The sequence below is a fragment of the Streptomyces sp. AC1-42W genome, assembly GCF_003248355.1.
Taxonomy (GTDB): domain Bacteria; phylum Actinomycetota; class Actinomycetes; order Streptomycetales; family Streptomycetaceae; genus Streptomyces.
Genome location: NZ_QKWY01000001.1, coordinates 669,719 through 694,921 on the forward strand (window position 1 = coordinate 669,719; position 25,203 = coordinate 694,921).

The 25,203-nt window shown below is 72.1% G+C and carries 26 protein-coding genes; 7 read left to right on the top strand and 19 right to left on the bottom strand.

The genetic code is table 11. From position 1 onward, the window contains the following. Window positions 1-173 precede the first annotated feature (173 nt). Window positions 174-1,169, top strand: a complete 996-nt coding sequence (locus DNK56_RS03055) for a MarR family transcriptional regulator (protein WP_111330174.1) — start codon at window positions 174-176, stop codon at window positions 1,167-1,169. A 29-nt stretch (window positions 1,170-1,198) separates the two neighbouring features. Here the strand turns inward: DNK56_RS03055 and DNK56_RS03060 are convergent, their stop codons facing one another. Further along, a complete protein-coding gene (locus tag DNK56_RS03060) occupies window positions 1,199-1,558 on the bottom strand; it encodes a hypothetical protein (protein WP_111330176.1) in 360 nt (119 codons plus the stop codon). 89 nt (window positions 1,559-1,647) lie between these two features. Between DNK56_RS03060 and DNK56_RS03065 the strand changes: the two genes are divergently transcribed. Then, window positions 1,648-2,061, top strand: coding sequence for a DUF3224 domain-containing protein (locus DNK56_RS03065; RefSeq protein WP_111330178.1), 414 nt, complete (start codon window positions 1,648-1,650; stop codon window positions 2,059-2,061). 8 nt (window positions 2,062-2,069) lie between these two features. Here DNK56_RS03065 and DNK56_RS03070 read toward each other — a convergent pair whose 3' ends face one another. Further along, a complete protein-coding gene (locus DNK56_RS03070; protein WP_111330180.1) occupies window positions 2,070-2,780 on the bottom strand; it encodes a DUF4232 domain-containing protein in 711 nt (236 codons plus the stop codon). A gap of 332 nt (window positions 2,781-3,112) precedes the next feature. Here DNK56_RS03070 and DNK56_RS03075 point away from each other — a divergent pair, with 332 nt between their 5' ends. After that, window positions 3,113-4,465: a helix-turn-helix domain-containing protein gene (locus tag DNK56_RS03075; RefSeq protein WP_111330182.1), complete on the top strand. Its 1,353-nt coding sequence runs from the start codon at window positions 3,113-3,115 to the stop codon at window positions 4,463-4,465. Here DNK56_RS03075 and DNK56_RS35215 read toward each other — a convergent pair. From DNK56_RS35215 to argS, 5 genes are all read right to left on the bottom strand, one after another. Further along, window positions 4,435-6,021, bottom strand: a complete 1,587-nt coding sequence (locus tag DNK56_RS35215) for a serine/threonine-protein kinase (RefSeq protein ID WP_241989733.1) — start codon at window positions 6,019-6,021, stop codon at window positions 4,435-4,437. The genes DNK56_RS03075 and DNK56_RS35215 overlap by 31 nt on opposite strands. 188 nt (window positions 6,022-6,209) lie before the next feature. Next, window positions 6,210-7,478, bottom strand: a complete 1,269-nt coding sequence (locus DNK56_RS03085) for a choice-of-anchor A family protein (protein WP_111330184.1) — start codon at window positions 7,476-7,478, stop codon at window positions 6,210-6,212. Window positions 7,479-7,597: 119 nt separating this feature from the next. After that, complete coding sequence (locus DNK56_RS03090) at window positions 7,598-7,897, bottom strand: DUF397 domain-containing protein (protein ID WP_111330186.1); 300 nt, start codon at window positions 7,895-7,897, stop codon at window positions 7,598-7,600. Continuing rightward, window positions 7,894-8,679, bottom strand: a complete 786-nt coding sequence (locus tag DNK56_RS03095; RefSeq protein ID WP_111335389.1) for a helix-turn-helix domain-containing protein — start codon at window positions 8,677-8,679, stop codon at window positions 7,894-7,896. Before DNK56_RS03095 ends, DNK56_RS03090 begins: the two co-directional genes overlap by 4 nt. A 180-nt stretch (window positions 8,680-8,859) precedes the next feature. Then, window positions 8,860-10,650, bottom strand: a complete 1,791-nt coding sequence (gene argS, locus DNK56_RS03100; protein WP_111330188.1) for an arginine--tRNA ligase — start codon at window positions 10,648-10,650, stop codon at window positions 8,860-8,862. Window positions 10,651-10,963: 313 nt separating this feature from the next. On the opposite strand from argS, the gene lysS reads away from it, so the two are divergent. After that, window positions 10,964-12,724: a lysine--tRNA ligase gene (gene lysS, locus DNK56_RS03105; RefSeq protein ID WP_199563901.1), complete on the top strand. Its 1,761-nt coding sequence runs from the start codon at window positions 10,964-10,966 to the stop codon at window positions 12,722-12,724. A 61-nt stretch (window positions 12,725-12,785) separates the two neighbouring features. On the opposite strand, the gene DNK56_RS03110 is transcribed toward lysS, so the two are convergent. The 3 genes from DNK56_RS03110 to DNK56_RS03120 form a co-directional block, all read right to left on the bottom strand. Next, on the bottom strand, window positions 12,786-14,105 hold the full coding sequence (locus DNK56_RS03110; protein ID WP_111330190.1) for a DUF2637 domain-containing protein: 1,320 nt from the start codon (window positions 14,103-14,105) through the stop codon (window positions 12,786-12,788). Window positions 14,106-14,272: 167 nt separating this feature from the next. Next, complete coding sequence (locus tag DNK56_RS03115) at window positions 14,273-15,112, bottom strand: DUF3558 domain-containing protein (protein ID WP_111330192.1); 840 nt, start codon at window positions 15,110-15,112, stop codon at window positions 14,273-14,275. A gap of 131 nt (window positions 15,113-15,243) precedes the next feature. Further along, window positions 15,244-16,071 carry a DUF3558 domain-containing protein gene (locus DNK56_RS03120; protein ID WP_111330194.1) on the bottom strand — a complete coding sequence of 276 codons (828 nt, stop codon included), beginning with the start codon at window positions 16,069-16,071 and terminating at the stop codon, window positions 15,244-15,246. A 170-nt stretch (window positions 16,072-16,241) separates the two neighbouring features. Between DNK56_RS03120 and DNK56_RS03125 the strand changes: the two genes are divergently transcribed. Next, complete coding sequence (locus DNK56_RS03125) at window positions 16,242-17,435, top strand: RtcB family protein (RefSeq protein ID WP_111330196.1); 1,194 nt, start codon at window positions 16,242-16,244, stop codon at window positions 17,433-17,435. A 40-nt stretch (window positions 17,436-17,475) separates the two neighbouring features. On the opposite strand, the gene DNK56_RS03130 is transcribed toward DNK56_RS03125, so the two are convergent. The 3 genes from DNK56_RS03130 to DNK56_RS03140 all read right to left on the bottom strand — a co-directional run bounded on the left by DNK56_RS03130 (window position 17,476) and on the right by DNK56_RS03140 (window position 19,678). After that, complete coding sequence (locus tag DNK56_RS03130) at window positions 17,476-18,354, bottom strand: hypothetical protein (protein ID WP_111330198.1); 879 nt, start codon at window positions 18,352-18,354, stop codon at window positions 17,476-17,478. Window positions 18,355-18,514: 160 nt separating this feature from the next. Continuing rightward, on the bottom strand, window positions 18,515-19,273 hold the full coding sequence (locus tag DNK56_RS03135) for an SDR family NAD(P)-dependent oxidoreductase (protein WP_111330200.1): 759 nt from the start codon (window positions 19,271-19,273) through the stop codon (window positions 18,515-18,517). Between the two features lie 69 nt (window positions 19,274-19,342). Then, window positions 19,343-19,678, bottom strand: coding sequence for a YnfA family protein (locus DNK56_RS03140; RefSeq protein WP_111330202.1), 336 nt, complete (start codon window positions 19,676-19,678; stop codon window positions 19,343-19,345). A gap of 120 nt (window positions 19,679-19,798) precedes the next feature. On the opposite strand from DNK56_RS03140, the gene DNK56_RS03145 reads away from it, so the two are divergent. Continuing rightward, window positions 19,799-20,263 (top strand): hypothetical protein, encoded by a 465-nt coding sequence (locus DNK56_RS03145; protein WP_111330204.1) that lies wholly within the window; start codon window positions 19,799-19,801, stop codon window positions 20,261-20,263. A gap of 70 nt (window positions 20,264-20,333) precedes the next feature. Beyond that, window positions 20,334-20,816, top strand: coding sequence for a MarR family winged helix-turn-helix transcriptional regulator (locus tag DNK56_RS03150; RefSeq protein ID WP_111330206.1), 483 nt, complete (start codon window positions 20,334-20,336; stop codon window positions 20,814-20,816). Between the two features lie 40 nt (window positions 20,817-20,856). Here DNK56_RS03150 and DNK56_RS03155 read toward each other — a convergent pair whose 3' ends face one another. The 6 genes from DNK56_RS03155 to DNK56_RS03180 all read right to left on the bottom strand — a co-directional run bounded on the left by DNK56_RS03155 (window position 20,857) and on the right by DNK56_RS03180 (window position 25,176). Continuing rightward, a complete protein-coding gene (locus DNK56_RS03155) occupies window positions 20,857-21,591 on the bottom strand; it encodes a Mut7-C RNAse domain-containing protein (protein ID WP_111330208.1) in 735 nt (244 codons plus the stop codon). Between the two features lie 95 nt (window positions 21,592-21,686). Continuing rightward, window positions 21,687-22,526: an NAD(P)H-binding protein gene (locus tag DNK56_RS03160; protein WP_111330210.1), complete on the bottom strand. Its 840-nt coding sequence runs from the start codon at window positions 22,524-22,526 to the stop codon at window positions 21,687-21,689. Between the two features lie 137 nt (window positions 22,527-22,663). After that, entirely contained in the window at window positions 22,664-23,200 is a 537-nt protein-coding gene (locus tag DNK56_RS03165) for a GNAT family N-acetyltransferase (RefSeq protein ID WP_446750453.1), read from the bottom strand. Window positions 23,201-23,238: 38 nt separating this feature from the next. Then, window positions 23,239-24,060 carry a helix-turn-helix domain-containing protein gene (locus DNK56_RS03170; protein WP_111330214.1) on the bottom strand — a complete coding sequence of 274 codons (822 nt, stop codon included), beginning with the start codon at window positions 24,058-24,060 and terminating at the stop codon, window positions 23,239-23,241. Between the two features lie 11 nt (window positions 24,061-24,071). After that, on the bottom strand, window positions 24,072-24,338 hold the full coding sequence (locus DNK56_RS03175; protein ID WP_111330216.1) for a hypothetical protein: 267 nt from the start codon (window positions 24,336-24,338) through the stop codon (window positions 24,072-24,074). Between the two features lie 142 nt (window positions 24,339-24,480). Continuing rightward, on the bottom strand, window positions 24,481-25,176 hold the full coding sequence (locus DNK56_RS03180; protein WP_241989734.1) for a formyltransferase family protein: 696 nt from the start codon (window positions 25,174-25,176) through the stop codon (window positions 24,481-24,483). Window positions 25,177-25,203: the final 27 nt, after the last annotated feature.

Below are 25,203 nucleotides of genomic sequence, written 5' to 3' on the forward strand. Positions count from 1 at the left end.
TCCCTCCCTCCCTCCCTACCCCGTCACGACGAGCAAGTATGACTAACCGTGACCGACTTGCCACGTGGCGTCGTGGTTGCTTACGTTGCGGCCAGACGAAACGACCCCGACGCGGTGTAGAAGCACCGGCCGGGGTCTGACCCCAAGATCGCAAAACCTAGAAAGACGATCTCGTGGCTGCACAAAACTTTAGCCCCGCCCTGCCGACGTCTGCTCGCTCGGCCCCGTATCCGAAGGCCAGTCCCGGCTACGGCAAGCGAGCCGTTCCCGGCCAGAACCCGCCCGCCACCGACGACTTCGCGTTTCTCCCCGAGCGGGAGCGGTACATCGCCGGGTGCGTCGACACGCTTCCCGACGGCGCGGCGATGAGCATCAAGTCCCTGGCCAAGTGCCAGCCCCTGTACGGGCAGATGGCCGTCGGCAGCGCGTTGCGGGCCCTGACTGTGGCCGGGCATCTGCGCCAGGTCCGGTGCGCGGTCGATGGCGGCGAGGGTATCCGCTGGGTGACCCGCACCTTCTGGTCGCGTACGGCCCGGGACAACGAGTGGTGGGCCGCCTTCCTCGCCGCCGAGGAGAGCCGCTGCGCCCCGCAGCCGGCCGTGGCGCCCCAGGGTCCGCCGCCGCCGTGGGTTCCGGCCGAACCTGCCGCCACGGACGCGACGGAGACCCCGGCACCCCCCGCTCCGGTCCTGCCGCAGCAGCGCGCCGAGGAGTCGCAGGGCCCCTCGCCCGCGTACCTGGCGCTGGCGGGGCTGGGCCGTACCGATCCGCGGCTGGCGCTTTCCGCCGCCGACTGCGCGGTGCTGGAGCAGCTGGCCGCCCAGTGGTTCGCCCGCGGTGCGGACGCGGACCACCTCACCCGCGCCCTCACCGCCGGGCTTCCCGAAGCCGTCGACTCACCCGTCGGCTTCGTCCGCCGCCGCCTGCTCGACAAGCTCCCGCCGGACCTTCCTGCCGCGCAAAGCCCGCCCGCTCGCCGCCTGATGATCGAGTGCGCCGAATGCGGTGCGCTCGGGAAGGCCGAGGTGTTCCGTGACGGGCTGTGCGGCCCGTGCCTCCGCAGCGCTCAGGGCACGGTCGCCGACCCGGCGCCCGAGGGGGGCTTCGGTGCCGGGTGTGACGTCCGAGGCCACGTGCGAAGGCTCCGCGAGCAGCTGAAGGCGGGCTGAGCTCGCCGTCTGGACCCAGCCAAGGACACCTACGGCGTGTCCACCAGGCTCACGAAGAGCAGCCAGGTGAACACGACGGAGATGGGGGCGGCCATGGCGAGGAGGACCGAGGCCGCCGGACGCCTCCGCATGCACACCCAGCTCGCGAGCAGTACGCAGAGGCTGAGGGCGAGGCCGCAGCAGGAGACCACGAAGGCAGGGCCGAAGCTCGCGTCGAAGCGGTGGGCCTCCGCTTCCGTGCACGAGTCGCAGGCCATCGGCATCAGCATGCTGGTGAGCAGCGCGTAGAACGCGACCGGGAGCGTGATGACCGTCGAGGCCAGCGGGGCGATCCAGGGGGTCCGGGTGAACTCGTCCTGGTCTACGTCCGGAGCGTCGGTCTGTGACATGGGCGCGATTCCACCAGGTGTGCGACGGCCGCACATGAGTTGTTCTACCTAGACCCTCAACTGTCGTACCCCGCCCCTACGATCGGCGCATGAGAGCTTCCGGAACGTTCACCGTCGACTCCTTCGTCCCGTCCGAGCTGAAGCCCGAGCCGGAGGTCGTCACCGCGCTCCCGGTCGGGTTGGCGACCATCGTGAAGACCTTCGAGGGCGAGGTGGCGGGGCGGTCGACGACGCTGTTCACGGCCGCCTTCGACCAGGAGACCGGCGTCGGTTCGTACATCGCCATGGAGTCCTTCGAGGGCACGCTCGCCGGGCGCGCGGGCACGTTCAACTTCGTGCACTCGGCCGCGACCGGCGGCAGCGACCGCAAGGACGAGTTCTTCACGATCGTGCCGTCCAGCGGCACCGCCGCCCTCGCCGGGATCGGCGGGGGCGGCGGTATCGCCGTGGACGAGGACGGCACGCACCGGATCTGGTTCGACTTCGAACTGCCCGGTCGGTAGCCGGCCGGTCAGTACACGAGCGCGTCGGACATCTCGCTCTGCCAGTAGGTGACGAAGCCGTTGTCGTCCCAGTACGTCTCGGCGGGCAGCTTCAGCTCGGCCGGCGAGGAGTTGACGGGCGCGTTGGCGCGGTCGGCGAAGGTGACCCCGAGGTTCGCGCTCTTGTAGGGCTTCTTGCCGGTGGGCTCGCCGGTCAGCGCGATCCCGGCGTACGCCGACGCGCCGGGGTCGAGCGTCACCACGGCCTGCGGCTTGCTGTCCCGGAACACCTGGAACACCGCCTGCGCGTCGTCGAAGCGGAGCATGGGCGCGTAGTACGCGTAGCAGGGGCGGTCGCCCTTGTTGGTCACCGTGAGCAGCAGGTGGTTGATGGGGCGGCTCACCTTGGTGACGGTCGTCCTGGTGTTGGCCCCGGTGCAGGTGACCGGGGTCTTGGGCTTGGGCTTGGACGCGGGCTTGGACTCGGTCCCGGGCTTGGCGGCCGGGGCCTTCTCCCGGGTGTCGGCGGCCGGTTCGGAGTCGGTCGGCGAGGTGGAGTCCTTCTCCGGGGCGGCGGGGGTGTCCGGCGTCGGCGACGCGGCGCCCTGGTCGGCCACCGAGCCGGCCGGGGCCGGCTTCTTCGCGTCGGCGCCGTCGTCCCCGCCGCAGGCGGTGAGGGACAGGGCGGCGACGAGAGCGGTGGCCGCGAAGGTGGTCAAGCGGATGCGGTTGCTGCGCATGGTGGTACTTCCCGTGAGTGTGTTTCGGTCGGTGGTGCGTCGGGCGTGGTGCGGTGGTCAGCCCCGGCAGATCAGGAACAGGACGATCGTGGTCGTCACGATCAGCACCCCGATCGCCAGCGCATCGACGAGTTCGATGCGGAAGAGGGTTCGCACTGTGTCGGTCCCCCGTGTTCGCCGTGGTCTGGTCCGAGCTTGTGGCACGACGGATTCCGGCCGCAACGCCCGCCGGACCATTGGGGAAGCTGGAATGCCTGCGCGTACTGTGACCTGGGCAGATTCCACGTCCCTGGAACGGTGATCCGGGACGGACCAGGAGGGGGAACGCCGCGATGGCGACGCCGGAGGCCGAGGAACTCGCGGTCCTGCTGAAGGAACTGAAGGGCCGTTCGGGGCGCAGTTACGGGGTGCTGGCGGGGCGGCTGCACGTCAGTACGTCCACGCTCCACCGGTACTGCAACGGCGACGCGGTGCCGGGGGAGTTCGCGCCCGTGGAACGGTTCGCCCGGCTCTGCGGGGCGAGTGCCGACGAGTTGGTGGAGGTCCACCGGCGGTGGATTCTCGCGGACGCGGCGCGCCGGCGGGGGCGTACGGAGGGGGCGGCGGCGGAGCGTACGGAGCCTCCGGGGCCTCCGGAGGCGGACGCTCCGGCTCCGGAGGCCCCGGTCGCTCCGGAGGCCCCGGTGGCCCCCGCGCCGCCCGAGCCCGTACGGGTGGAGTCGGGTTCCGGGGCCGCGCCGTCCGCTCGTCGGTGGTGGGCCTCCGGTCGTACGCGGGTGCTGCTCGCCGTCGCGGCCGTCGTCGCGCTCACCGTGCCCACCGCCGTGGTCGTCGGCCAGCTCAGGGAGCCCGGTTCGACCGCGGCCGCCGGGGCGTCGGACGCGTCGAGCGGCGCGGAGGGGAAGGGGGCCGACACGGTCTCCGAGCCGCCGCGGAGCCCGTCCGCCTCGGCCGGCGCGTCGAAGCGGCCCAGCGCCTCCGCGAGCGCGGCCTCGCCCAGCGCCTCCGTACGGTCCTCACCGTCCGCGTCGCACACCGCCGTTCGGCCCGAGAGCGGGAAGGGCGGGAAGGGCGGACCGCCCACGGTCACCATCAGCTCGTACAACTGGGAGGAGCCCTGCGGGCAGTTCTTCCTGCTCGACCGGGACCCGGCGACCGTGCCGCCCCCGGCCCCGCCGGCCGGCACCCGCGGCTGGGCGCGGGCGCTCGGCGGGGTGGACGGCGGCGCCATGCGGCTGGAGCTGACCGTGCAGGGCACGTCGGAGCAGGCCGTCGTGCTGACGGCGCTCCATGTACGGGTGCTGAGCCGGCGGGCACCGCTGCGACAGGCCGCGTTCTCGATGGGCGACGGCTGCGGCAGCGGCATCGAGCCGCAGTCCTTCGACGTGGACCTGGACGACAGCCGCCCCGCGCTCACCCCGGTCGCGGGACAGCAGGGCGACGAGGTCGTACCGGCGAAGGACTTCCCGTTCCGGGTGTCGTCCAGCGATGTGGAGGTCTTCGACCTGGACGTGCACGTGGAGGGCCACGACGTCAGCTGGTACCTGGAGCTGGAGTGGAGCAGCGGCGGCCGGACCGGCATGCTGCCCGTCTACGACGGCGGCAAACCGTTCCGCACGAGCAGCATCGCGGGGCGCCCGGAGTACTACTACCGCTACGACACGTCGGTCTGGGAGAAGCGCTGAACGGCTGACGCCCGGCGGGTGGCGACCACGCGGACCCGGAACATCACGACGGCCGCCGCGGCCACGCCGGCCGTGACCGGCTGCGGGGGGCCGAAGGTGAGGTACGGGAGGAGGACGAAGGAGCTGTCCAACTGCTGGCTCACCGCGTCGAACACCGCGAGGACGTTCACCGCCACGAGCACGTCGCCCACCTTCCGGGTCGCCTCGTCGGTCTCCGGCGTGAGGGCGGCGGCCACGCCGAGGAGCGCGGTCACGATGGCCGTCGAGACGCTCATGACGAACTGGTATCCCCCGTGCGGCCACGGCTCGTCCGTACCGCCGATGAGCGCGCCCCAGTAGACGACCATCAGGAGCAGCGGGAGGCCGTAGCGGCTCACCCGGGTCACCGCGGCGCGCAGGGCCGGGCGGGCGGCGAGGGCGCGGCAGCAGGCCAGCCAGACGGTGGCGAGGCCGGCCACGAGGAGGCCCGAGGCCACATCGCGTCCGTCGTTGACGCCGTCGGCGTTGACGGAGACCAGTACACCGGCCCCCACCACGGCCAGCAGCCAGGCTGTGATCGGTAACCACCGGCCGCCCACGGGAGCGGCGGGGGCGGCCGGCGCGTAGGGCGCGTCCCGTGTGGTCAGCGCCCGCGTGGGCGCGGGCCCGGGTTCGGGGGCGAGGTCGGCGTCCGGATCGAGGTCCTGGTCCGCCTCCGGGTCGGGTTCGGTCTCCCAGCTCAGCTGCCACAGTGTCTCCGCGGCCTCCCACGCGCTTTCGTACCGCTCGGCCGGGTCCTTGCGCAGGAGCTTCAGTACGAGGGTGTCCCAGCCGTCCGGCAGGTCGGGGCGGAAGGAGCTGGGGGCCGGGGGTTCCTGGCTGAGGTGGGCCGTCAGGTAGCCGATGCTGTCGGGGGCCTGGAAGGGGAGGCGGCCGGTGACCAGCTCGAAGAGCAGACAGCCGAGGGCGTAGAGGTCGCTGGCCGGTTCCGGGTAGCCGCGGGCCTGCTCGGGCGCCATGTACGGGGGTGTGCCGACGATGAACCCGGTCTGGGTGAGGCGGTCCGTGGTGGCGTACGGGTCGGCCGCGCGTGCGACGCCGAAGTCGAGGACCTTCACCTTGCCGGTGTGGCTGATGAATATGTTCGACGGTTTGATGTCGCGGTGCATGATGCCCTGGGCGTGGGCCTCGGCCAGGGCCTCGCATATCTCGGCGCCCCAGCGGGCCGCGTCGTCGAGCGCGACACCGCCCCGGCGCAGTGCGGCGTCCAGGCCCTCGCCGCGCACCAGTTCCATGACCAGGAAGGGGGCGTTGCCGCCGGCCGGGCCGCTCTCGCCGAGGTCGTGGACGGTCACGATGTGCGGGTGCTGGAGGCGGGCGGTGAGCCGGGCCTCGCGCAGGAAGCGGGCGCGTGCCTCGTCGCCCCGGCTGCCGCCGCCGGCGAGCATCGAGATCACCTTGACCGCGACCCGGCGGTCCAGCGTCTCGTCCTGGGCCTCCCAGACCTCGCCCATGCCGCCTTCGCCGAGCTGCCGCACCAACCGGTAGCGGTTTCCCAGGAGTCGCTGCTCGCCCACTGTCCGGTCCCCTCGTCCGACAGGCTCTGAACCCGGCCCCGATCATGCCATCCGGCCCGGATTCGGGCCGGTGCTTTACCGCAGGGCCGCGAGGGGTGTTCCCCGTACGCCGCCGGGTGGGCGTGGACGGGCAACGGCCCCCGGGTGCCTCGGCGGAGGCGCTTCGGGGGCCGTTGTCGTCAGGTGGGTCAGGCGCGCTTGCGGCGGCGGGCCACGACCACCATGCTCGCACCGGCGGCGACGACGAGGGCGCCGCCGATGGTGATCGGGATCATGTTGCTGCTGCCGGTCTCCGCCAGGTCGCCGTCACCGGGCTCCGAGGGGCTGGCGGACGGGGCCGGGGCGCCCGGCGTCGTCGTGCCGGACGGGGTGCCGGACGGCGTGGCGCTGCCGGAGGGCGGCACCGAGGCGGACGGGGTCGCGGTCGCCGGGGGCGTCGTCGAGGGCGTGCCGCTCGGGGTGGTGCTCGGCGACGGGGTGGACGGCGTGCCGGGGACCTCGGGGAGGCAGCCGGTGAACGGGAAGTGGTGCGTCTCGGCACCGCCCGAGCCGTGCAGCGAGGCGACCCACACCGAACCGTTGACCGGGGCGGCGGTGCCCAGTTCCAGGTGCGCGTCGGGCGCGAGGACGCTGCCCGGCCAGGCGGCCTTGCTGCTCTTCACGATCTTGGTGGCGTCGGGGAAGTTCCACAGGAGCTTGGCGCGGACCGCGCCGCCGTTGGCGCTCTGCAGCTTGTCGTCCAGGACGAAGTCCTGGCCGCCCGACAGGAAGAAGCCGGTGGTGCCGGCGGCGGCCATGTCGTACGCCTGGCCGGTGACGTTGATGATCGTCGTCGCGCCCGCCGGGACCTTGATGAAGATGTCCTTGGCCTGCTCCAGCTGGGAGGCGGGGACGGTGAAGACGTTGCGGCCGTCGTCGGTGCCGGTGAACGTGAGGCGGCTGCCGTCGAGCTTCACCTCGGCGCCGGAGGTCGCGGACTCCTTGGCCAGCGCGTCCGAGTAGGCGCGGAGCTTGGTGAACTCGGCGTCGAAGTCGATGAGGTCGGCCTTCTGGCTGAAGCTGCCGTTGTGCAGCTCGACCGCGCGGTCCTTGACCGCGCCGCCGACGACGGCGTTGCCCTTCATGACGACGGTGGCGGAGCCGCCGTTGAGCAGGTCGCCGCGCACGACGAGCGAGGCCCGGCCGGGCAGCGCGTCGACCTGGGCGGCCGTCAGCTCGTTGCCGACGCTGAACCCGCCCCGGAAGTCCGCGTTGCCGCCGACGGCCACGGCGCCTTCCGCGTCGGGGGAGTGGACGTCGTCCCCGAGGACGAACTCGCCGTACTTACCGGCGATTCCGAAGGCGTCGGTGGTGCAGTCCGCCGTGGCGGGGGCGGCCTGGGCGGCCGGAGCGACGGTGAGCCCGAGAACGAGGGCACCGCCGAGGGCCGCGAGGGCGGCTGAGGTCGGTATGCGCATAGTGCGGTGGTCTCCTGCGGAGCAGTTATGAAGGTTCTGTGGCGACTCCGGCCATGATTCTCATATTTGGGGAAATTGGTCAAGACCAATGGGGGCATTGGCCCCCATTGGTTACGAGCTCAGCGCCCCACGTGCCCGGTGAACGCCGCCCAGCTGGTGGGCGCCAGGGTGAGCACGGGGCCCTCCAGGTTCTTGGAGTCGCGCACATGCACGGCGGCGGTGTGCGTCGCGACCTCGACGCACTGACCGCCTTCGTCGCTGCTGTAGCTGGACTTCACCCAGTGGTAGGCGACCTCCAGGCAGGCGCCGCCTTCGCTGCCGCTGTAGCTCGACTTGAACCAGTCGTAGGCGACTTCCAGGCACTGGCCGCCTTCGCTGCCGCTGTAGCTGGACTTGAACCACGTACGTGCAGTGCTCATTGCTCTCCCAGCAAGATCCTCAGCAGGCGCAAAGATTCCTGTGGCGTCAGCGCCTGGGTTCGCAGCATCGCATATTTCTGCGTGAGGATGCTGATCTCGTCGGGATCGGACACCAGCAGGCTGCCGCGCTGCGTTTCGGAGTACGCGACGCGCTGGAAGTCGGGCGTCTCCAGCAGGATGAATGGGCCGTCGAGCCCGGCGTGGACCCGGCTGTCCAGGGGCAGGATCTGCAGGCAGACGCCCGGGAGTTGGGCGACGCGGATCAGATGCCGCAGCTGCTCCCGGTGCTCCTCGTCGCCGACCAACCGCATCCTGAGCACCGGCTCCCAGATCACGAAGCTGATCGTCGGCGGCGACTTGCGGTGCAGGATCTCCTGGCGCTCGATCCGGCCGGTCGTCTGCTCCTCGATCTCCTCCTCGCTGAAGGCCGGGACACGGTTGCGGAAGACCGCGCGGGCGTACGCCTCGGTCTGGAGGAGACCCGGCAGGACCTGGTTGTCGTACCAGGACAGCGCCAGCGCGTGCTTCTCCAGGTCCATGTAGGCCTCGGCCCAGACCGGCGTCAGGACCATCTCCGGCAGGTTGTCCAACGCCGCCAGCAGCGCGCCCTTCGTGTCCATGATCCCGTCCAGCGTCCGGGCCAGGGCCGGGACCAGGCTCCGGCGGCCCTGTTCGATCGACGCGATCGTCTCCGGCTGGACGACCGCGGCGTCCGCCAGTTGTTGCTGGGTCAGCCCGGCCATGCGGCGGAAATGGGCGACGAGGGCGCCCATCATCTTCATGATCGACGCGTCTTTGCGCCGACGGCTCTTGTTGTGCATACGGTGCTCGCTCCCCACCCGGGCACCCACTTCACGCCTGCCCGACCCGTACAAGTTATGTGTACGGGTGCTCACTGTCCGCGATACCGCCGGATCAGTGGGCCGCCGCGGCCACACCACACGTACGGGTCGAAAGCCTGTTCAGAGGCGCTCGGGGGTCCGGATGCCGAGCAGGGCCATGCCCCGGTGCAGGGTGCGCGCGGTCAGCTCGACGAGGAACAGCCGGTTCTCCACGACCTCGGCCGGGTTGTCGTCGCTCAGGACGTGGCACTGGTCGTAGAACGTCGTCAGGTGCGACGCGAGCTGGTAGAGGTACGCGGCCAGCTTGTGCGGCTCGTAGTGGGCGGCCACCTCGGCCAGTACCTCGCCGAACTGGTCCAGATGCAGGCCCAGCGCCCGCTCGGCCGGGGCCAGCTCCAGCTCCGGGTGCGCGACGGGCTTCGCGTCGCCCGCCTTGCGCAGGATCGACTGGATGCGCGCGTACGCGTACTGGAGGTACACCGACGTGTCGCCGTTCAGCGACACCATCTGGTCCAGGTCGAACTTGTAGTCCCGCACGGCGGAGGTCGACAGGTCCGCGTACTTCACGGCGCCCACGCCCACGTACCGGCCGTTCTCGACGATCTCCCGCTCCGACAGGCCCACCTTCGCGGCCTTCTCGCGGACCACGGCCGTCGCCCGGTCGACCGCTTCGTCCAGCAGGTCCTCCAGCCGGACCGTGACGCCCTCACGGGTCTTGAACGGCTTGCCGTCCTTGCCGAGCACCGTGCCGAACGCCAGCTGGTGCGCCTTCACGTCGTCGTTCAGCCAGCCGGCCCGCCGGGCCGTCTCGAAGACCATCTTGAAGTGCAGCGACTGCCGCGCGTCCACCACGTACAGCAGGGTGTCCGCCTTGAGGTTCCGCACCCGGTCGCGGATCGCGGACAGGTCGGTCGCCGCGTAGCCGTAGCCGCCGTTCGTCTTCTTGACGATCAGCGGGACCTTGTTGCCGTCGGGGCCCAGGACGTCGTCGAAGAAGACGCACAGCGCACCCTCGGAGCGGACGGCGACGCCCGTCTCCTCCAGGATGCGGCAGGTCTCCTCCAGCATGTCGTTGTAGCCGGACTCGCCGACGATGTCGGGGTCGTCGATCTCCATGTCCAGCTTGTCGAAGACCGAGTAGAAGTAGATCTTCGACTCGTCCACGAACCGCTGCCACATCGCCAGCGTCTCGGGGTCGCCCGCCTGGAGCGCCACCACCCGGTCCCGCGAGCGCGCCTTGAACTCCTCGTCCGAGTCGAACAGGGCCCGCGACGCCTTGTAGAGCCGGTTGAGCGAGGACATGGCGGCCTCGCCCTCGGACGCCTCGTCCCCGGCGGCGGCCCGGTGGTCCAGCTCGTCCGGGTGCTCGACGAGGTACTGGATGAGCATGCCGAACTGGGTGCCCCAGTCGCCGATGTGGTGGCGCCGGACCACGGACTCGCCGGTGAACTCCAGAATCCGCACCATCGCGTCACCGATCACGGCGGACCGCAGATGGCCGACGTGCATCTCCTTGGCCACGTTCGGCTGGGCGTAGTCGATCACGGTGGTGCCGGCCGACCCGTTCACCGGGACGCCCAGCCGGTCCGCGTCGGCGGCGCGCGCGGCGAGCGTCGAGGTGATCGCCCGGTCCGTGAGCGTGACGTTCAGGAAGCCGGGGCCGGAGACCTCGACGTCCTTGATCAGGTCGGATGCGGGCAGCGCCTCGGTCACCTCGGCGGCCAGCTCGCGCGGGTTGCCCTTGAGCTTCTTGGCGAGCGCCAGGATGCCGTTGGCCTGGAAGTCGGCCCGGTCGCTTCGGCGCAGCAGCGGGTCGGCGTGACCGGCCTCCGGCAGGGCTGCCGAGAGGGCGTCCGCCAGCTGCTGCTGGAGCGTGGAAGCGAGGGAATTGACCGAGCCGTGCTCAGGCATGGGACGGGCTGCCGTTTCCGTAGGGGTACAAGGGGTGATCCCGAGTATCCCACGGCGTGCGCGGCCGCACGCAAAGCCGTTTTCGCGCTGCGGGGTCCACCTGGGAGAATGGTCGACGCCCCTATGAGAGCGTGTCGGCAGACCCCCGTCCGGATCAGGCCGAGGGGTCTGGTGCCGTCGAGTCCAAGGCGGAGGAGGGAGTCATGGCGGAGCCATGGCGACCGACGACAACGCGGGAGGCGGCGGTGCCAGGCCCCTCGGGCCCGGGCGCGGGTCTGCCGACACGCTCTGAAGTCCTACCCGAGAGAAGGACGTGCCGACCGTGGCTCAGAGTCAGAGCAGCACCGAGACCGACTGGGTCTCCCGCTTCGCGGACGAGGTCATCGCCGAATCGGAGCGTCGTGCGCCTGGCAAACCGGTCGTCGTCGCCTCCGGGCTCTCCCCGTCCGGCCCGATCCACCTGGGCAACCTCCGCGAGGTCATGACCCCGCACCTGGTCGCCGACGAGATCCGCCGGCGCGGCCACACCGTGCGCCACCTCATCTCCTGGGACGACTACGACCGCTACCGCAAGGTGCCGGGCGGCGTCGCCGGGATCGACGAGTCGTGGGCCGAGCACATCGGCAAGCCGCTGACCTCGGTGCCCGCCCCGGCCGGGTCCGCGTACCCGAACTGGGCCGAGCACTTCAAGGCCGCCATGACGGAGTCCCTGGCCGCGCTGGGCGTCGACTACGACCCGATCAGCCAGACGGAGCAGTACCTCGCGGGCACGTACCGCGAGCAGATCCTGCACGCCATGCGCCACCGCGCCGACATCGACGCCGTCCTCGACCGCTACCGCACCAAGAAGGACCCGGCGGCCGGCGGCAAGGGCGGCAAGAAGCCGCAGCAGAAGAAGGTGGACGAGGCCGAGCTGGAGGCCGAGGCCGGCTCCGGCGCGGCGAGCGAGGACGACGGCAGCGGCGGCTCCGCCGGCTACTTCCCGTACAAGCCGTACTGCGGCAACTGCGAGAAGGACCTCACCACCGTCACCTCGTACGACGACGACACCACCGAGCTGAACTACACCTGCACGGCCTGCGGCTTCGCCGAAACGGTCCGGCTGAACGAGTTCAACCGGGGCAAGCTGGTCTGGAAGGTCGACTGGCCCATGCGCTGGGCGTACGAGGGCGTGATCTTCGAGCCCAGCGGCGTCGACCACTCCTCGCCCGGCTCCTCCTTCGTCGTCGGCGGCCAGATCGTCCGCGAGATCTTCGGCGGCGTCCAGCCGATCGGCCCCATGTACGCCTTCGTGGGCATCTCCGGCATGGCCAAGATGTCCTCCAGCAAGGGCGGCGTGCCGACCCCGGCCGACGCGCTGAAGATCATGGAGGCCCCGCTGCTGCGCTGGCTGTACGCCCGCCGCAGGCCCAACCAGTCCTTCAAGATCGCGTTCGACCAGGAGATCCAGCGGCTCTACGACGAGTGGGACTCGCTGGAGCGCAAGGTCGCCGACGGCACCGTGCTCCCGGCCGACGCCGCCGCGCACTCCCGCGCGGTCCGCACGGCCGCCGGTGAGCTGCCGAGCACCCCGCGCCCGCTGCCGTACCGCACGCTGGCCTCCGTCGCCGACATCACCGCCGGCGCGGAGGACCAGACGCTGCGCATCCTCAGCGAGCTGGACCCGGCCAACCCGCTCACCTCGCTGGACGAGGCCCGACCGCGCCTCGACCGCGCCGAGAACTGGATCACCACCCAGGTCCCGGCCGAGGCCCGCACCATCGTCCGCGACGAGCCCGACAAGGAGCTGCTCGGCTCGCTCGACGACGAGGGCCGCGAGTCGATCCGGCTGCTCCTGGAGGGCCTGGACACGCACTGGTCTCTGGACGGCCTGACCACGCTGGTCTACGGCGTGCCGAAGGTCCTCGCGGGGCTGGAGCCCGACGCGAAGCCGACGCCCGAGCTGAAGACCGCCCAGCGGTCGTTCTTCGCGCTGCTGTACCGGCTGCTCGTCAGCCGTGACACGGGCCCGCGCCTGCCGACGCTGCTGCTGGCGGTCGGCGCGGACCGGGTGCGCAGGCTGCTGGGCGCCTAGCCGGATACGCCGACGGGGCCGCCTCCCACGCGGGGGGCGGCCCCATCGGCGTATCCGGGGCCTACGCGATGTGGTCGGCCTCCAGCTCCGCGTGGAAGCGCCGCTTGAACTCCGGCATCAGCTGCCGGATCAGGGCCTCGCCGCGCGGGTGGCGGACGTTGTGCCCGTCCGACAGGTGTATGTCCAGCACCGCGACGCTCGGGTAGTCGTTGTTCTCCGCGACGTACGCCGAGAACACCTCGTACGCGATCTGGCCGAACTCCTCGTCCTCCGGCGTCCACTCCCGCACGGGCGCGGGGGCGGGTACGGGCGTGGGGGCGGGGCCCTGGGCGTACGGGCCGTCCGGGGGGACGCTGCCGACCGTGCCCACGTTGCCCAGGGGCCGGGTGCGGCCGCCCGCGCCCGAGGGGACCTGGTGCGGCGTCGGGACCTCGACCTCGTAGTCCGGGTCGTACGCGCCCTCGTAGACCTTGGCCGTCGCCTGCTGCGGGAACCACGGGTTGTCGTCCTCGGCGGGCTGCCCGGCGTCGGGCCCGGCGTCCTGCTGGGGCCCCTGCGGCTCCTCCGGTACGGGGACGGCCTCCGGGGCCGGGGCCTGTGGCAGCTCCGGGTGCGGCTGGGCGCTCTCCACGGCGGGCGCGGCCGGGGCGGCCTGCGGCGCGGCCACCGGTTCCGGGGCGGGGGCCGGGGGCAGGAGGGCCGGTTCGATGCCGGCGGCGGCGAGCCCGGCCGGGCCGGTCTCGGCGAGCGGTACGCCGTACTTCGCGAGGCGCAGCGGCATCAGGGACTCCACGGGCGCCTTGCGGCGCCAGGAGCGGCCGTAGCGGGCCTGGAGGCGGGCCTGGTAGATCAGCCGGTCCTGCTCCAGCTTGATGACCTGCTCGTAGCTGCGCAGCTCCCACAGCTTCATCCGGCGCCAGAGCCGGAAGGTGGGGATCGGGGAGAGCAGCCAGCGGGTGAGGCGGACGCCCTCCATGTGCTTGTCGGCGGTGATGTCCGCGATCCGGCCCACGGCGTGGCGGGCGGCCTCGACGGCGACGACGAAGAGGACGGGGATGACCGCGTGCATGCCGACGCCGAGCGGGTCGGGCCAGGCGGCGGCGCCGTTGAACGCGATGGTCGCGGCCGTCAGCAGCCAGGCGGTCTGGCGCAGCAGCGGGAACGGGATGCGCAGCCAGGTCAGCAGCAGGTCCAGGGCCAGCAGGACGCAGATGCCCGCGTCGATGCCGATCGGGAAGACCAGCGAGAAGTCACCGAACCCCTTGCTCAGGGCCAGCTCGCGCACCGCCGCGTACGAACCGGCGAAGCCGATCGCGGCGATCAGCACCGCGCCGGCCACGACCAGCCCGATGAGCACCCGATGCGTGCGCGTCAGCTGCATCGCAGCCACCCCCCATCCCCTCCCTGTTCCCTGGTCCTCGGCGCCGGGGCGTCGTTCTGACGTCTCGTCCGAGCCGCCGTGGCTTGATTCCGGCGGGCACAGCCTGGCACATGTGTGCGAGGAGTGTCGCGGGGGGGGGGGGGGAGGAGCTGGGGGTTCCTCCGGCGTCAGTCCGAGGACTTCTTCCCCGCCGACGAACCGGACTTTGCCGAGGGCTTCTTGGAGGAGCTGTCGGACGCCTTGTCGGTGTCCCCGTCCTTCGCCTTCTCCGTTGCCTTCGGGCTCGCGGCGGCGCTCTCGTTGGCCTCGGCCACGGCGGCGACCGCGTCCTCGGCCGCCATGGTGGCGCCCTTGAGGATGGTCTCGGCGGAGGGCGTCTTGGAGCCCGCGTAACCGGCGCCGTTGTAGTTGACGACCACGACGACGTTCTCCGTGCGGACGACGATCGTCGTGAACCGGAACGTCTCGCCGGTCTTGTTCTGCTCGTACGTGACCTTGGTGGCCTCGTCGCCGATGCCGGTGACGGCGGCGGACGCGACGTTCTTCGCGTCGTCGGTGGCCTCGGCCTTCTTGACCTGCTTGGCGAGCTCCTCGCCGGCGCGGGTGGCCCCGCTGCCCAGGGTCTGGTCGGAGGCGAAGCGGGTGAAGCCGACGTCCAGCCAGCGGTACTGGGAGCCCTTGACGCCCTTGTCGGCCAGCCCGTTCCAGGAGCAGCCGCCCCGGAGCGAGGCGTCGCCGGACTTGCTGCGGGTGCCGTTCTTCTTCTTGGCGGAGGGGACCAGGGACTTGACGGTCTTCCCCTCGACCGACGTGCAGGGGTCGGGCAGCACGGCGAACTTCGCGGGCTCCACGGCCGGTTCCGTCTTCGTCGCCTCGGGCGAGGCGGAGGCGGTGCTGTCCGCGTCCTTGTCCCCGCCGGAGTCCGACGAACAGCCGGCGACGACGAGCATCACCGGTACGGCGGCGCAGGCGAGTATGCGGGTGAGTCGCGAAGCTGATCGGTGCATGGTTCCTTCACTCGGATGGCGCGGTGGTCGGTTCCGGAGGGCCACGGTACGTCGGACGGCGGACGGATGCCGCCTTCGCCGGCCGGGCCGCGGGGTGGTCCGGCGCGGGCCGGGGCGGGCCCCGGGCGGTCTCATTCGTCGAACGAATCGACCAGCTGCCGGGCCAGTGCCTGCGCCTTCTCCTGCAGTTCCGCGCTGTCGGGCACCTCGGTGGGGAGGGCGGGCTGGGCGGTGTACTCGACGGTCACGATGACGTTGGATGTGCGGAACACCACGCTGACGGTGCGGTAGCGGGCCGTCGATCCGGACCGGGTCAGGACGTCGTCGAGGAACGCGCTGTCGCCGAGGCCGTCGAGGAGCCGGGGCTGGAGGCTGTCGGCGGGGCCGTCGGACGCGGGCCCGCCGGGGGTGCCGGTGCCGTCGGAGCCGTCCGTGGGGTCGTCGTCGGGCGTGCCGGTGTCCGTGTCGCCGGGGTCGGCGGTGTCCGAGCCGGAGGGGGAGGCGTCGGGGGACTCGTCCGGCAGCGTGGGGGCGGGGAGGTCGGCGGCGCCCTCCTTCTTCGCGTACACCTCGCGGGCGCGGTCGTCGTCGCTCACGGAGGTGTCGTAGGAGACGACGCGCTCGAAGTCGAGGTGGATACCGCGGGTGCCCTGCGGGGCGTCGGACTTCCAGCGGCAGCCGATGCGCCGGTCGGTGTCGTACGTGACCGTGGCGGCGCCCTCGAAAGCCTTGTCCTGCTGGGCCTCGGGCAGGTCGGCGGTGCCCGGCAGCAGATCCTTGAGGGTGGCGCGGGGGATCGCGCGGCAGGCGTCGGGGAGCGTGCGGTACTTGCCCGGGGGCGCGGGGGACTCGCTCCCGATGCCGGGCTTGTCGTCGGCGCCGGGGTCATCGGCTCCGCCGCCGCCCGTGCAGCCGGCGGCGAGCGCGGCGATGAGCACGGCGCCGGTCGCGTACGCCATTCGTCGCACGGTCCTGGGCTCCCTTCGTGCGAAAAACGGTTGCCGCCCGAGGGCGGCCGGTGGAGACAATGTGTATCGCACGCGCTGCTGTGAACGCCGGTCGGGCGATGTTTTTGCCGACCTTGGCGCCGGTTTTGCGCTTTGAGACTTTCCGGGGGAATCGAGGGGTTATGTCGTACGTAGAGGTGCCGGGGGCGCGGGTGCCCATCCGGATGTGGACGGACCCGGCGTCGGTCGAGGACGTGGCGATGCAGCAGCTGCGCAACGTCGCCACGCTGCCCTGGATCAAGGGCCTGGCCGTCATGCCCGACGTCCACTTCGGCAAGGGCGCCACGGTCGGCTCGGTGATCGCGATGCACGGGGCGGTCTGCCCGGCCGCGGTCGGCGTGGACATCGGCTGCGGCATGTCCGCCGTGAAGACGTCGCTCACCGCCAACGACCTGCCCGGCGACCTGTCCCGCCTCCGCTCGAAGATCGAGCAGGCCATTCCGGTGGGCCGTGGGATGCACCAGGACCCGGTGGACCCGTCCGAGGTGTACGGCCTCGCGGCAGGGGGCTGGGACGACTTCTGGCAGCGGTTCGACGGAGTGGCCGAAGCGGTCAAGTTCCGTCAGGAACGGGCCACGAAGCAGATGGGAACGCTCGGCGGGGGCAATCACCACATCGAGGTCTCACTGGACGAGGCCGGCGCCGTGTGGCTCACGCTGCACTCCGGCTCGCGGGCCATCGGCAAGGAGCTGGCCGACTTCCACATCGGCCGGGCGCAGGGCCTGGCGCACAACCAGGGCTTGGTCGACCGCGACCTCGCGGTGTTCCTCGCGGACACCGAGCCGATGCGCGAGTACCGCAACGACCTGTTCTGGGCGCAGGAGTACGCGAAGTACAACCGCGCGGTCATGATGGAACTCCTGAAGAACGTGATCCGCAAGGAGTTCAAGAAGGCGAAGGTGACCTTCGGCCAGGAGGTCAGCTGCCACCACAACTACGTTGCGGAAGAGCGCTACGAGGGCATGGACCTGCTGGTGACCCGCAAGGGCGCCATCCGGGCCGGCCGGGGGGAACTGGGGATCATCCCGGGTTCCATGGGCACGGCCACGTACATCGTCAAGGGCCTCGGCAACGAGAAGGCGTTCAACTCGGCCTCGCACGGCGCCGGCCGCCGGATGAGCCGGAACGCGGCCAAGCGGCGGTTCTCGGCGCGTGACCTAGCGGCGCAGACGCAGGGCGTGGAGTGCCGCAAGGACTCCGGGGTCGTGGACGAGATCCCCGCCGCCTACAAGCCGATCGAGAAGGTCATGGAACAGCAGAGGGACTTGGTGGAGGTCGTCGCCAAGGTGAAGCAGATCATCTGCGTGAAGGGCTGAGGGCGGGCGGTGCGCGTTCGGATGCACCGCCCGCCTTCGCTCAGGGCGTGGTCGCTTCAGGGGCGCTCGATGCCGGGATCTGCCCCGATCTCAGCCGCCACAGACGGACCGAGCAACTGGCCGTTGTGCGGTCGAGTTCCACTGCCGCGTCGCCCAGGCGGAGCAGGAGTTCGTCCTCCCAGGGTTTCCAGCGCCGGTTCTTCGCCCGTGGTGTGAGCCCCGGCGGGCGTTGCCAGGCCGAAAGAGACGCGGCCGACGCCTGTTTGCGGGGCAGCGCCAGGCACCCCGGATAGTAGAAGTGCTCGGCCAGTGCTACCGCGGCCTCCATCGTGTACAGGATGTTGTAGACGCCATCACGGCTGTTTCGTGCGATCGAGCGCCGGGTGCCGGTGACTTTCTTCGCGTAGAAGCAGAGGTACGCGCCCACGGCCGTGCTGGCCGTGGTGAGTGACAGGAACGGGAAGCCCTGGCCGGTGTAGCCCAGCGAACCGTCAGCGTCGATCACACCCCGTAGGTAGTCACGCGAGGAGAAGTCGACGCGAGGCGGCTTGATGCGCCGCGACTTGCGGCCGTACGGGAGGCCCAGTTCATTGATCACGGTCCGGGCTTCGAGGGAGCAGAGGGACCAGGTCGCCGAGTGGTGGCGATCGGAGAAGTTGGTGGCCCGGACGCGTTCGCTGATGCTGGAGTTGTAGGGGGTCAGTCGCTGGAACTCGCTGAGGATCGCGATGTCACGCGCGTTGAGTTCGACGGTGAGGCGGCCTTTTCTGCCCGGTCCGGCGGCCAGGTGACCATCGGCCTGGATGAAGCCGAACATGTAGCTGTATTCGGGATCGGTGAGATCCATGAACCGGCCGGTGCGGGGCGCGAGGAGATCGCTGCCGAAAAGTGTGGGGGCGTTAGGGTCGTGCTCGGCCACGGGAAGCTCCACTTCCTTGGTGGTCAGGCTCTCGGCCGGGCTGCAATCCGGGCCGAGAGCCGTTCTGTATGAAGTTGTGACCGACCGTATTCCGGTGCTCCGCGCACTTTCCGCGGATCGCGCTGCTGTTCCCTCGGATGGGTGAGGGCCCTCGGGGAGGTCAGCTGGTGCGGTGCACCTTCGAGTTGGAGGCCTGGGCGCGGGGGCGGACGACCAGGAGGTCGATGTTGACGTGGCTGGGGCGGCCGACCGCCCAGTCGATCGTGTCGGCCACGTCCTCGGCGGTCAGGGGGGCGTCGACGCCCGCGTAGACCTTGGCTGCCTTCTCCGCGTCGCCCCGGAAGCGCGTGGTGGAGAACTCCTCGGTCTTGACCATGCCCGGCGCGATCTCGATGACCCGGACCGGGGTGCCGACGATCTCCAGGCGCAGGGTCTCGGCCAGGACGTGTTCGCCGTGCTTGGCGGCCACGTAGCCGCCACCGCCCTCGTAGGTGGACAGGCCGGCCGTCGAGGAGAGGATGACCACGGTGCCGTCGCCGCTCGCCGTGAGGGCGGGCAGCAGGGCCTGGGTCACGTTGAGCGTGCCGATGACGTTGGTCTCGTACATCCGGCGCCAGTCCTGCGGGTCGCCGGTGGCCACCGGGTCGGCCCCGAGCGCGCCGCCCGCGTTGTTCACCAGCACGGCCAGGCTGCGGAACGCGGTCGCGAACTCGTCCACCGCGGCCCGGTCCGTCACGTCCAGCGGGTAGGCCGTCGCCTGGTGGCCGGCCTCGGTGATCTCGGCGGCCAGCGCCTCGATGCGGTCCTTGCGGCGGGCGGTGAGCACGACGCGGTAGCCGGAGGCCGCCAGCCGCCGGGCGGTCGCGGCGCCGATGCCGCTGCTCGCACCGGTGACGACGGCGATGGGGGATGCGGCCATGGTCGGGCTCTCCTCGGACGGGTGATCGATGCGGTCCAACCCGGCCAGGATAGGCAGGCCCGGCCCGGGTCAGTGGTTGCGGGGGGCGTACATGATCACGGCCATCCCGGCCAGGCAGATCAGCGCGCCCGCCACGTCCCAGCGGTCGGGCCGGTAGCCGTCGGCGGCCATCCCCCACGCGATCGAGCCCGCCACGAAGACCCCGCCGTACGCCGCGAGCACCCGGCCGAACTCACCGTCCGGCTGGAGCGTCGCCACGAAGCCGTACGCGCCGAGCGCGATGATCCCGGCACCGATCCAGACCCACCCCCGGTGCTCGCGCACGCCCTGCCAGACGAGCCAGGCACCGCCGATCTCGAACAGCGCGGCGAGGACGAACAGGGCGGTGGAGCGCAGGACGGACATGGGAGCAGCCTGTCACGGGCCGCGGCCCCCGGGACGCGCCGAACCGGTGGGTATATATGTGCAATTCGGGCTGATGGGTATCTTCGGGGCATGGTTCTGACGCGTAGGACTCGGCTGGGGATGTCCGCTGCGATCGCCGCTGCGGTGGTGGCACCGCTCGTGGGCGGCACGGCGCGGGCGGACGGCGCCGCTCCCGCGCCGGAGGCGGATGTGTCGCACCACGGGTACGTCACGCTCCGGGGCTCCGCCCTCGACATCCGGCTGCGCAGCGAGAACCGGGGCCCTTCGGACCTCGACGGCGTCACCGTGCGGGTGCGGCTCTCCGCGGAACTGGCCGGTCCGCAGGAGCTGCCCGGCGCCTGCCTCCGGGCCGACCCGCAGACCGTGCTGTGCCGGACCGGCCCGCTGCACGCGGACGGCGTCCAGCAGCGGCGCATCGCCCTCGGGCTCCGGCTGCGCGGCGAGCCGGACCAGGTCGTCGTCCGCGTCGGCACCGCGTGGAACGGCGGGGCGACGGACCGGGACACCGGCAACGACGAGCACGAGGTGCTGGCCCTGGCCACGGGGGACACGTACGTGTTCTGAGGGCGTGTACGCAGGCCATGAGGGCCGCCGCGTCGTCGGCGGGGCCGCGCGGGCTCCGTAGACTCGGCGCATGCCGCCCGTTCCGTCCCCCCGCCGCAGTACGCTGCTGGCCGAGCTGTCCGTCGCGTCGCGGCGCTACATGGCCGCCTACGCGCTGTTCAACCAGGCCGTCGCCGACCGGCTGGGGCTGCACCCCACCGACCTCCAGTGCCTCAATCTGCTCAGCCTGGAGGCGGCGCCCGTCACCACGGGCCGGGTCGCGGAGCTGACCGGGCTCACCACCGGTTCGGCGACCCGGCTGGTGGACCGGCTGGAGCGGGCCGGCTATGTGACGCGCGCCCGCGACACCGCCGACCGGAGGCGGGTCCTCGTGGCGACCGTGCCCGAGCGGATGGCGGAGTTCGGCGCGGTCTGGAAACGGCTGAACGGCGGCTGGGACAGCCTGTTCGACGCGTACGACGACGACGAGGTCGCCCTGCTCCTCACCCATATGCGGCGCACCGTGGAGCTGAGCGCGGCGCAGATCGCACGGCTGCGCGAGGGCGACGCCTGACCGGGCCCGCCCTGCTCGTCCGGTCCGCCCGGCTCGTCCGTCAGCCGGCCACCGGGCCGAAGTCGCGGACCGCCTCCGCGACGATCGCCTCCAGCCGGGCGTGGTGCGCGCCGCGCCAGTAGACCCGGCCGCACTCCGCGCACTGCGCGAACACGTCGTACGAACGGCGCGTCCCGTGCTCCAGGTGCGGGCCGACCGTGTCCTTGTCGGCCGCCGCCAGCGGGCCGTTGCAGGCGGTGCACCGGGTCCACGGGGCGAGCGCCGGCGCGAACCGCTCCAGTACGTCCCGCAGCTGGGCGTCGGGCTGGTCGCTGTACACGTACGCGCCCGCCCAGATCTCCCGGCGGTGCAGCAGCCCCCGGTCGCGCGAGAGCAGGACGCGCCGCTCCTTCGCGGAGAGCGCGGCCAGGGCCGGATCGCCGATGTCCTCGCTCTCGTAGGCGGCGTCGACGCCGAGCAGCCGCAGCCGCCGGGCGAGCGTGCCGAGGTGCACGTCGAGCAGGAAGCGCAGGGGCGCGCCCGGTACGGGCTGCGGGCGCGGGACCGGGCGGACCTGGACCAGTTCGCCCGCCGCCGGGATGTGCGAGACGGGGGCCGGGCGGCCGTCCACGAGGAGTTCACCGGCCTCGGTCAGCGGGATGCCCAGGGACTCGACGACGTGCCCGAGCGTGGAGGAGCCGTCCGTGACCACCGGGGTGCGCCCCTGCCGGCGTCCATGGGCCACGAAGAGCCTGAGTTCGGGGGCGACTTCGAGGTGGATCTCCGGTCCGTTCACCCGGCCAGGATGCCATCGCGGCGACGGCACCGGCCACGGGTTTCCCCCGCCGTCGGCCCGTCAGGTGCGCCGGCCCGACAGGTGTGTCGGTCGTGTCAGGTGCGGAAGGCCGCCGCGTGTTCCGTCGCCCAGGCCGCGAAGGTGCGGGCCGGGTGGCCGGCCAGCGTGGCCACCGCGTCGGTCACCTCCGCGCGGCGGCCGTCCGTGGCCGCCCAGTACATGAGCAGGCCCTCGGCGACTCCGGCCGGCATGAAGGGGGACATCGCCTCCTGCCAGGCGGCCGGGCTCATCTCCTCGACGGTGACCGGCGTGCCGGACGCGGCGGCCAGGATCTCGACCTGCTCGGCCGCGCTCAGGGACTCGGGCCCGGTCAGGTGGTACGCGGCGCCCCGGAGCGCCGGTTCGGTGAGCACGGCGAGGGCGGCCTCGGCGATGTCGGTCTCGTGGATGGGGCTGCCCTCGCTGCGCGGGTAGGGCAGGCCGACCGGGCGCCCGGAGCGGAAGGCGCCCGACCACTGGTAGGCGTTGGTGGCGAAGGCGCCGGGGCGCAGCAGGGTCGTGGTGAGGGGCGAGGCGGTCAGCGCCCGCTCCACCGCGTGGTGCTCGGCGGCGATCGGGTTGGTCGCCGGGTCGGGGACGAGGACCGAACTGGAGGACAGGAGCACGATGTGGCTCACCCCGGCCGTCCGCGCGGCGGTGAGGAAGGCGTCGATGTGCGCGGGGTTCGCGTACAGGAAGACGGCGTCCACGCCCTCCAGGGCGGCGGGGAACGTGCTCGGGTCGTCGAGGTCGCAGGTCACTGCCGGGACGCCGGGCGGCGGGGCCGGCTCGGCGGCGTTGCGCGAGGCGGCGCGGACGGGGTGGCCGCCCTGGTGCAGGAGGGCGGTGAGTGCGGAGCCGACGCGGCCTCGGCAGCCGGTGACGAGCGTGAGCATGGAGTGGTCTCCTCGGAGGGTCGGTGGTGACTGTCTCGCACATAGGTTGCGTGACGCAGGTAAATATCCAGGAGAGCCCGGTGCCCGTCAAACGCATAAACCCACCGGCCCCCGATCCCGGCCCCCGGCGCCGGGCGTCAGGCGGTGGCCTCCGCGCGCAGATCCAGCCGCCAGTCGTTGGTGAGCAGCGGATGGCCCGGCGGGTACTCGATCTCGTACTCCCCGAGCAGCGTGAAGCCCGCCTTGCGGCACACGCCGTTCGACGGGCCGTTGGCCACGGACGGGAAGGCGTGCAGATAGCGGTGCCGGCCCTCGGCGCGCGCCGCCCCGGCCACCGCGCGGGTCGCGGCCGACGCGATGCCCCGGCCCTGGAACTCCGGCAGGACCGTCCAGCCGGTCTCGTACACCTCCCGGCCCCGCCAGTGGTGCTCCCAGAAGCCGATCGTGCCCACGGCCTCCGCCACGCCGGGCAGGGCGATGCGGAACATCCGCCCCCGGCCCGTCCGGTCGGCGCTCAGCGCCAGATAGCGGGCATGACGCCCGAGCAGCTTTCCCTCCGGCTCCGGGCCCCCGAGATGGGCCATCAGCTCCGGCGCGTTGGCGCGGCGGAGCAGCTCCAGATCACCCGGCGCCCAGGGCTCGATCCGTACGGACGACCCTGCACCCTGCTCCATTGCGGCCATGCCCGCACTCTAGGCCGCGCCTCGGACAGTCAGCGGGGTGTCAGGGCCGTGGGTGGGACGCCGAGTGTCGCGGTGAAGTCCCTGACCAGGTGTGCCTGGTCGCTGTAGCCGAGGTCCGCGGCGAGGGCCGCCCAGTCCGCGGCCGGGCCTGCGGCGGCGCGCTCCAGCGCCTCGTGGATGCGGTAGCGCAGGATGACCCACTTCGGCCCCACGCCCACGTACGCGGCGAACAGCCGTTGCAGGGAGCGGGGCGACACGCCCTCGGCGCGGGCGAGTTCCTCCACGCGCAGGATCGTCCGGTCCGTGCGCACCAGGTCCACCAGGGCCATCGCCCGCTCGGCGCGCGGGTCCGGCTCCGGCCCGGCCGCCAGCAGGTACGCGTCCAGCGCGGCGACCCGCTCGTCCTCGTCGGCCGGGTCCAGCACGGCGGCGGGCGGTGCGGGCGGCTCGAACACGTCGGCCGCCGCGAGCCGCCGGCCCGTCCACCGCGAGACGGGCGCGCCGGGGGCGAAGGGCCGGAAGCCGCCCGGCCGGAACTGCACCCCGCACACCCGCCCGCGCCCCTCCAGCTTCTGCGTGAACAGCTCCAGGCCGACGCCCGCCACCTCCGCGTACCCCGCCTCCTCGTCGCCGCAGCCCGGATAGCGCTCGAAGACGAGGTTCACGCTGGGGTGCGGGACGAGATGGGAGGCGTACGGCCGGGTCAGGTCCCAGTCGATCAGCCAGTAGTGCTCCAGATACGGCCGCAGTTCGGGCGCGGGCTCACGGCGCCGGAACCGTACGCGCGCGAACAGTTCGGACGCGTCCACGATGCCCCGCGTGTCGCGCCGGGGCCCCTGACGACCTGCCACGACGGCCGATCCTAGGACGCGGCACCGACATGTCGCGCGGGTGTCCGGCGGGCCGGTCCCGGCTGTCCGTCGTAGAGGGCGCCGAGCGTTCCGTACGCCTCGTCCACGATCCGCTCGGCGCCCGCCAGTGCCGCCCGCTCGGCCAGCCGGGCGGCCTGCTGCGTGTACGGGGACGGCGGGGCCGGGTGCCGGCGCCGCCACCACGCGGCGCCGACCGCGTACAGACCGCCGGCGCCGACCAGTACGGGGATGGACAGGGCCCACAGCACGTCGCCCATGGCAGGCCTCCTTCAGGCTCGTTGCCTCCAGCATCGGCATGTCGGCCCGCTCCCCTGAAGACCAGTCTCCGGCCAATGAATGGCCGGTTATGACCGGTCTGTCGCCCTGGCCCGCTTTGGTCCGCAGAACGTCACCCTGTCCTCACGGTGAGTGGATGGCCCACTTGCCTCCTTCGACGGGTGTCGAACCGGGCAGGGCGATGAGTTCCGGCTTGAACAGCGGCGGCGCGCCCATCGCCGGCTCCCAGGTCGCCAGCCGCTCGTCCTGCTCCACCTCGACATGCCGGCCCCCGGCGAGATCCGCGACCACGCGCAGCAGCAACCGCACGCCGAGCGGCGCCAGATGCTCCCGCCACAGGCTCTGCGCGGTCGAGCCCGGCGGCACGAGCAGATGCTCCTGGGCGGCGAGCGGACCGCCGTCCGTGCGCTCGGTCAGGTGGTAGACGCTGCCGCCCGTCACCTTGTCGCCGTCGCGGATCGTCCAGCGGATCGCGTCCCGGCCGCGGTGCAGCGGCAGCAGGCTCGGGTGGTAGCCGATCGTGGCGACGGCCGCCCTGGCCCGCGTCCGGCGGCCGAGGAAGGCGTGCGAGTGCGCGGCGATGATCACGTCCACGCCGTCCGGGATGTGCATCGCGCGCAGTTCGCCGGAGTCCGTCCACGCGATGCTCCGGGGGTAGGCCCAGGAGCGCAGGCGGTCCCAGGACGCGGCGTTGGCCTCGTCCGAGTGCCCCTGGCGCAGCCGGGGCGCGGCCACCCCGGCGATCTTGTGTCCCTCGTCCAGCAGGGCCTCCGCGACCTGCACCGCGAAGGCTCCCCGCCCTGAGATGTAGATGTTCACGCGCGCGTCACCGGCCGGGCGCCGTCG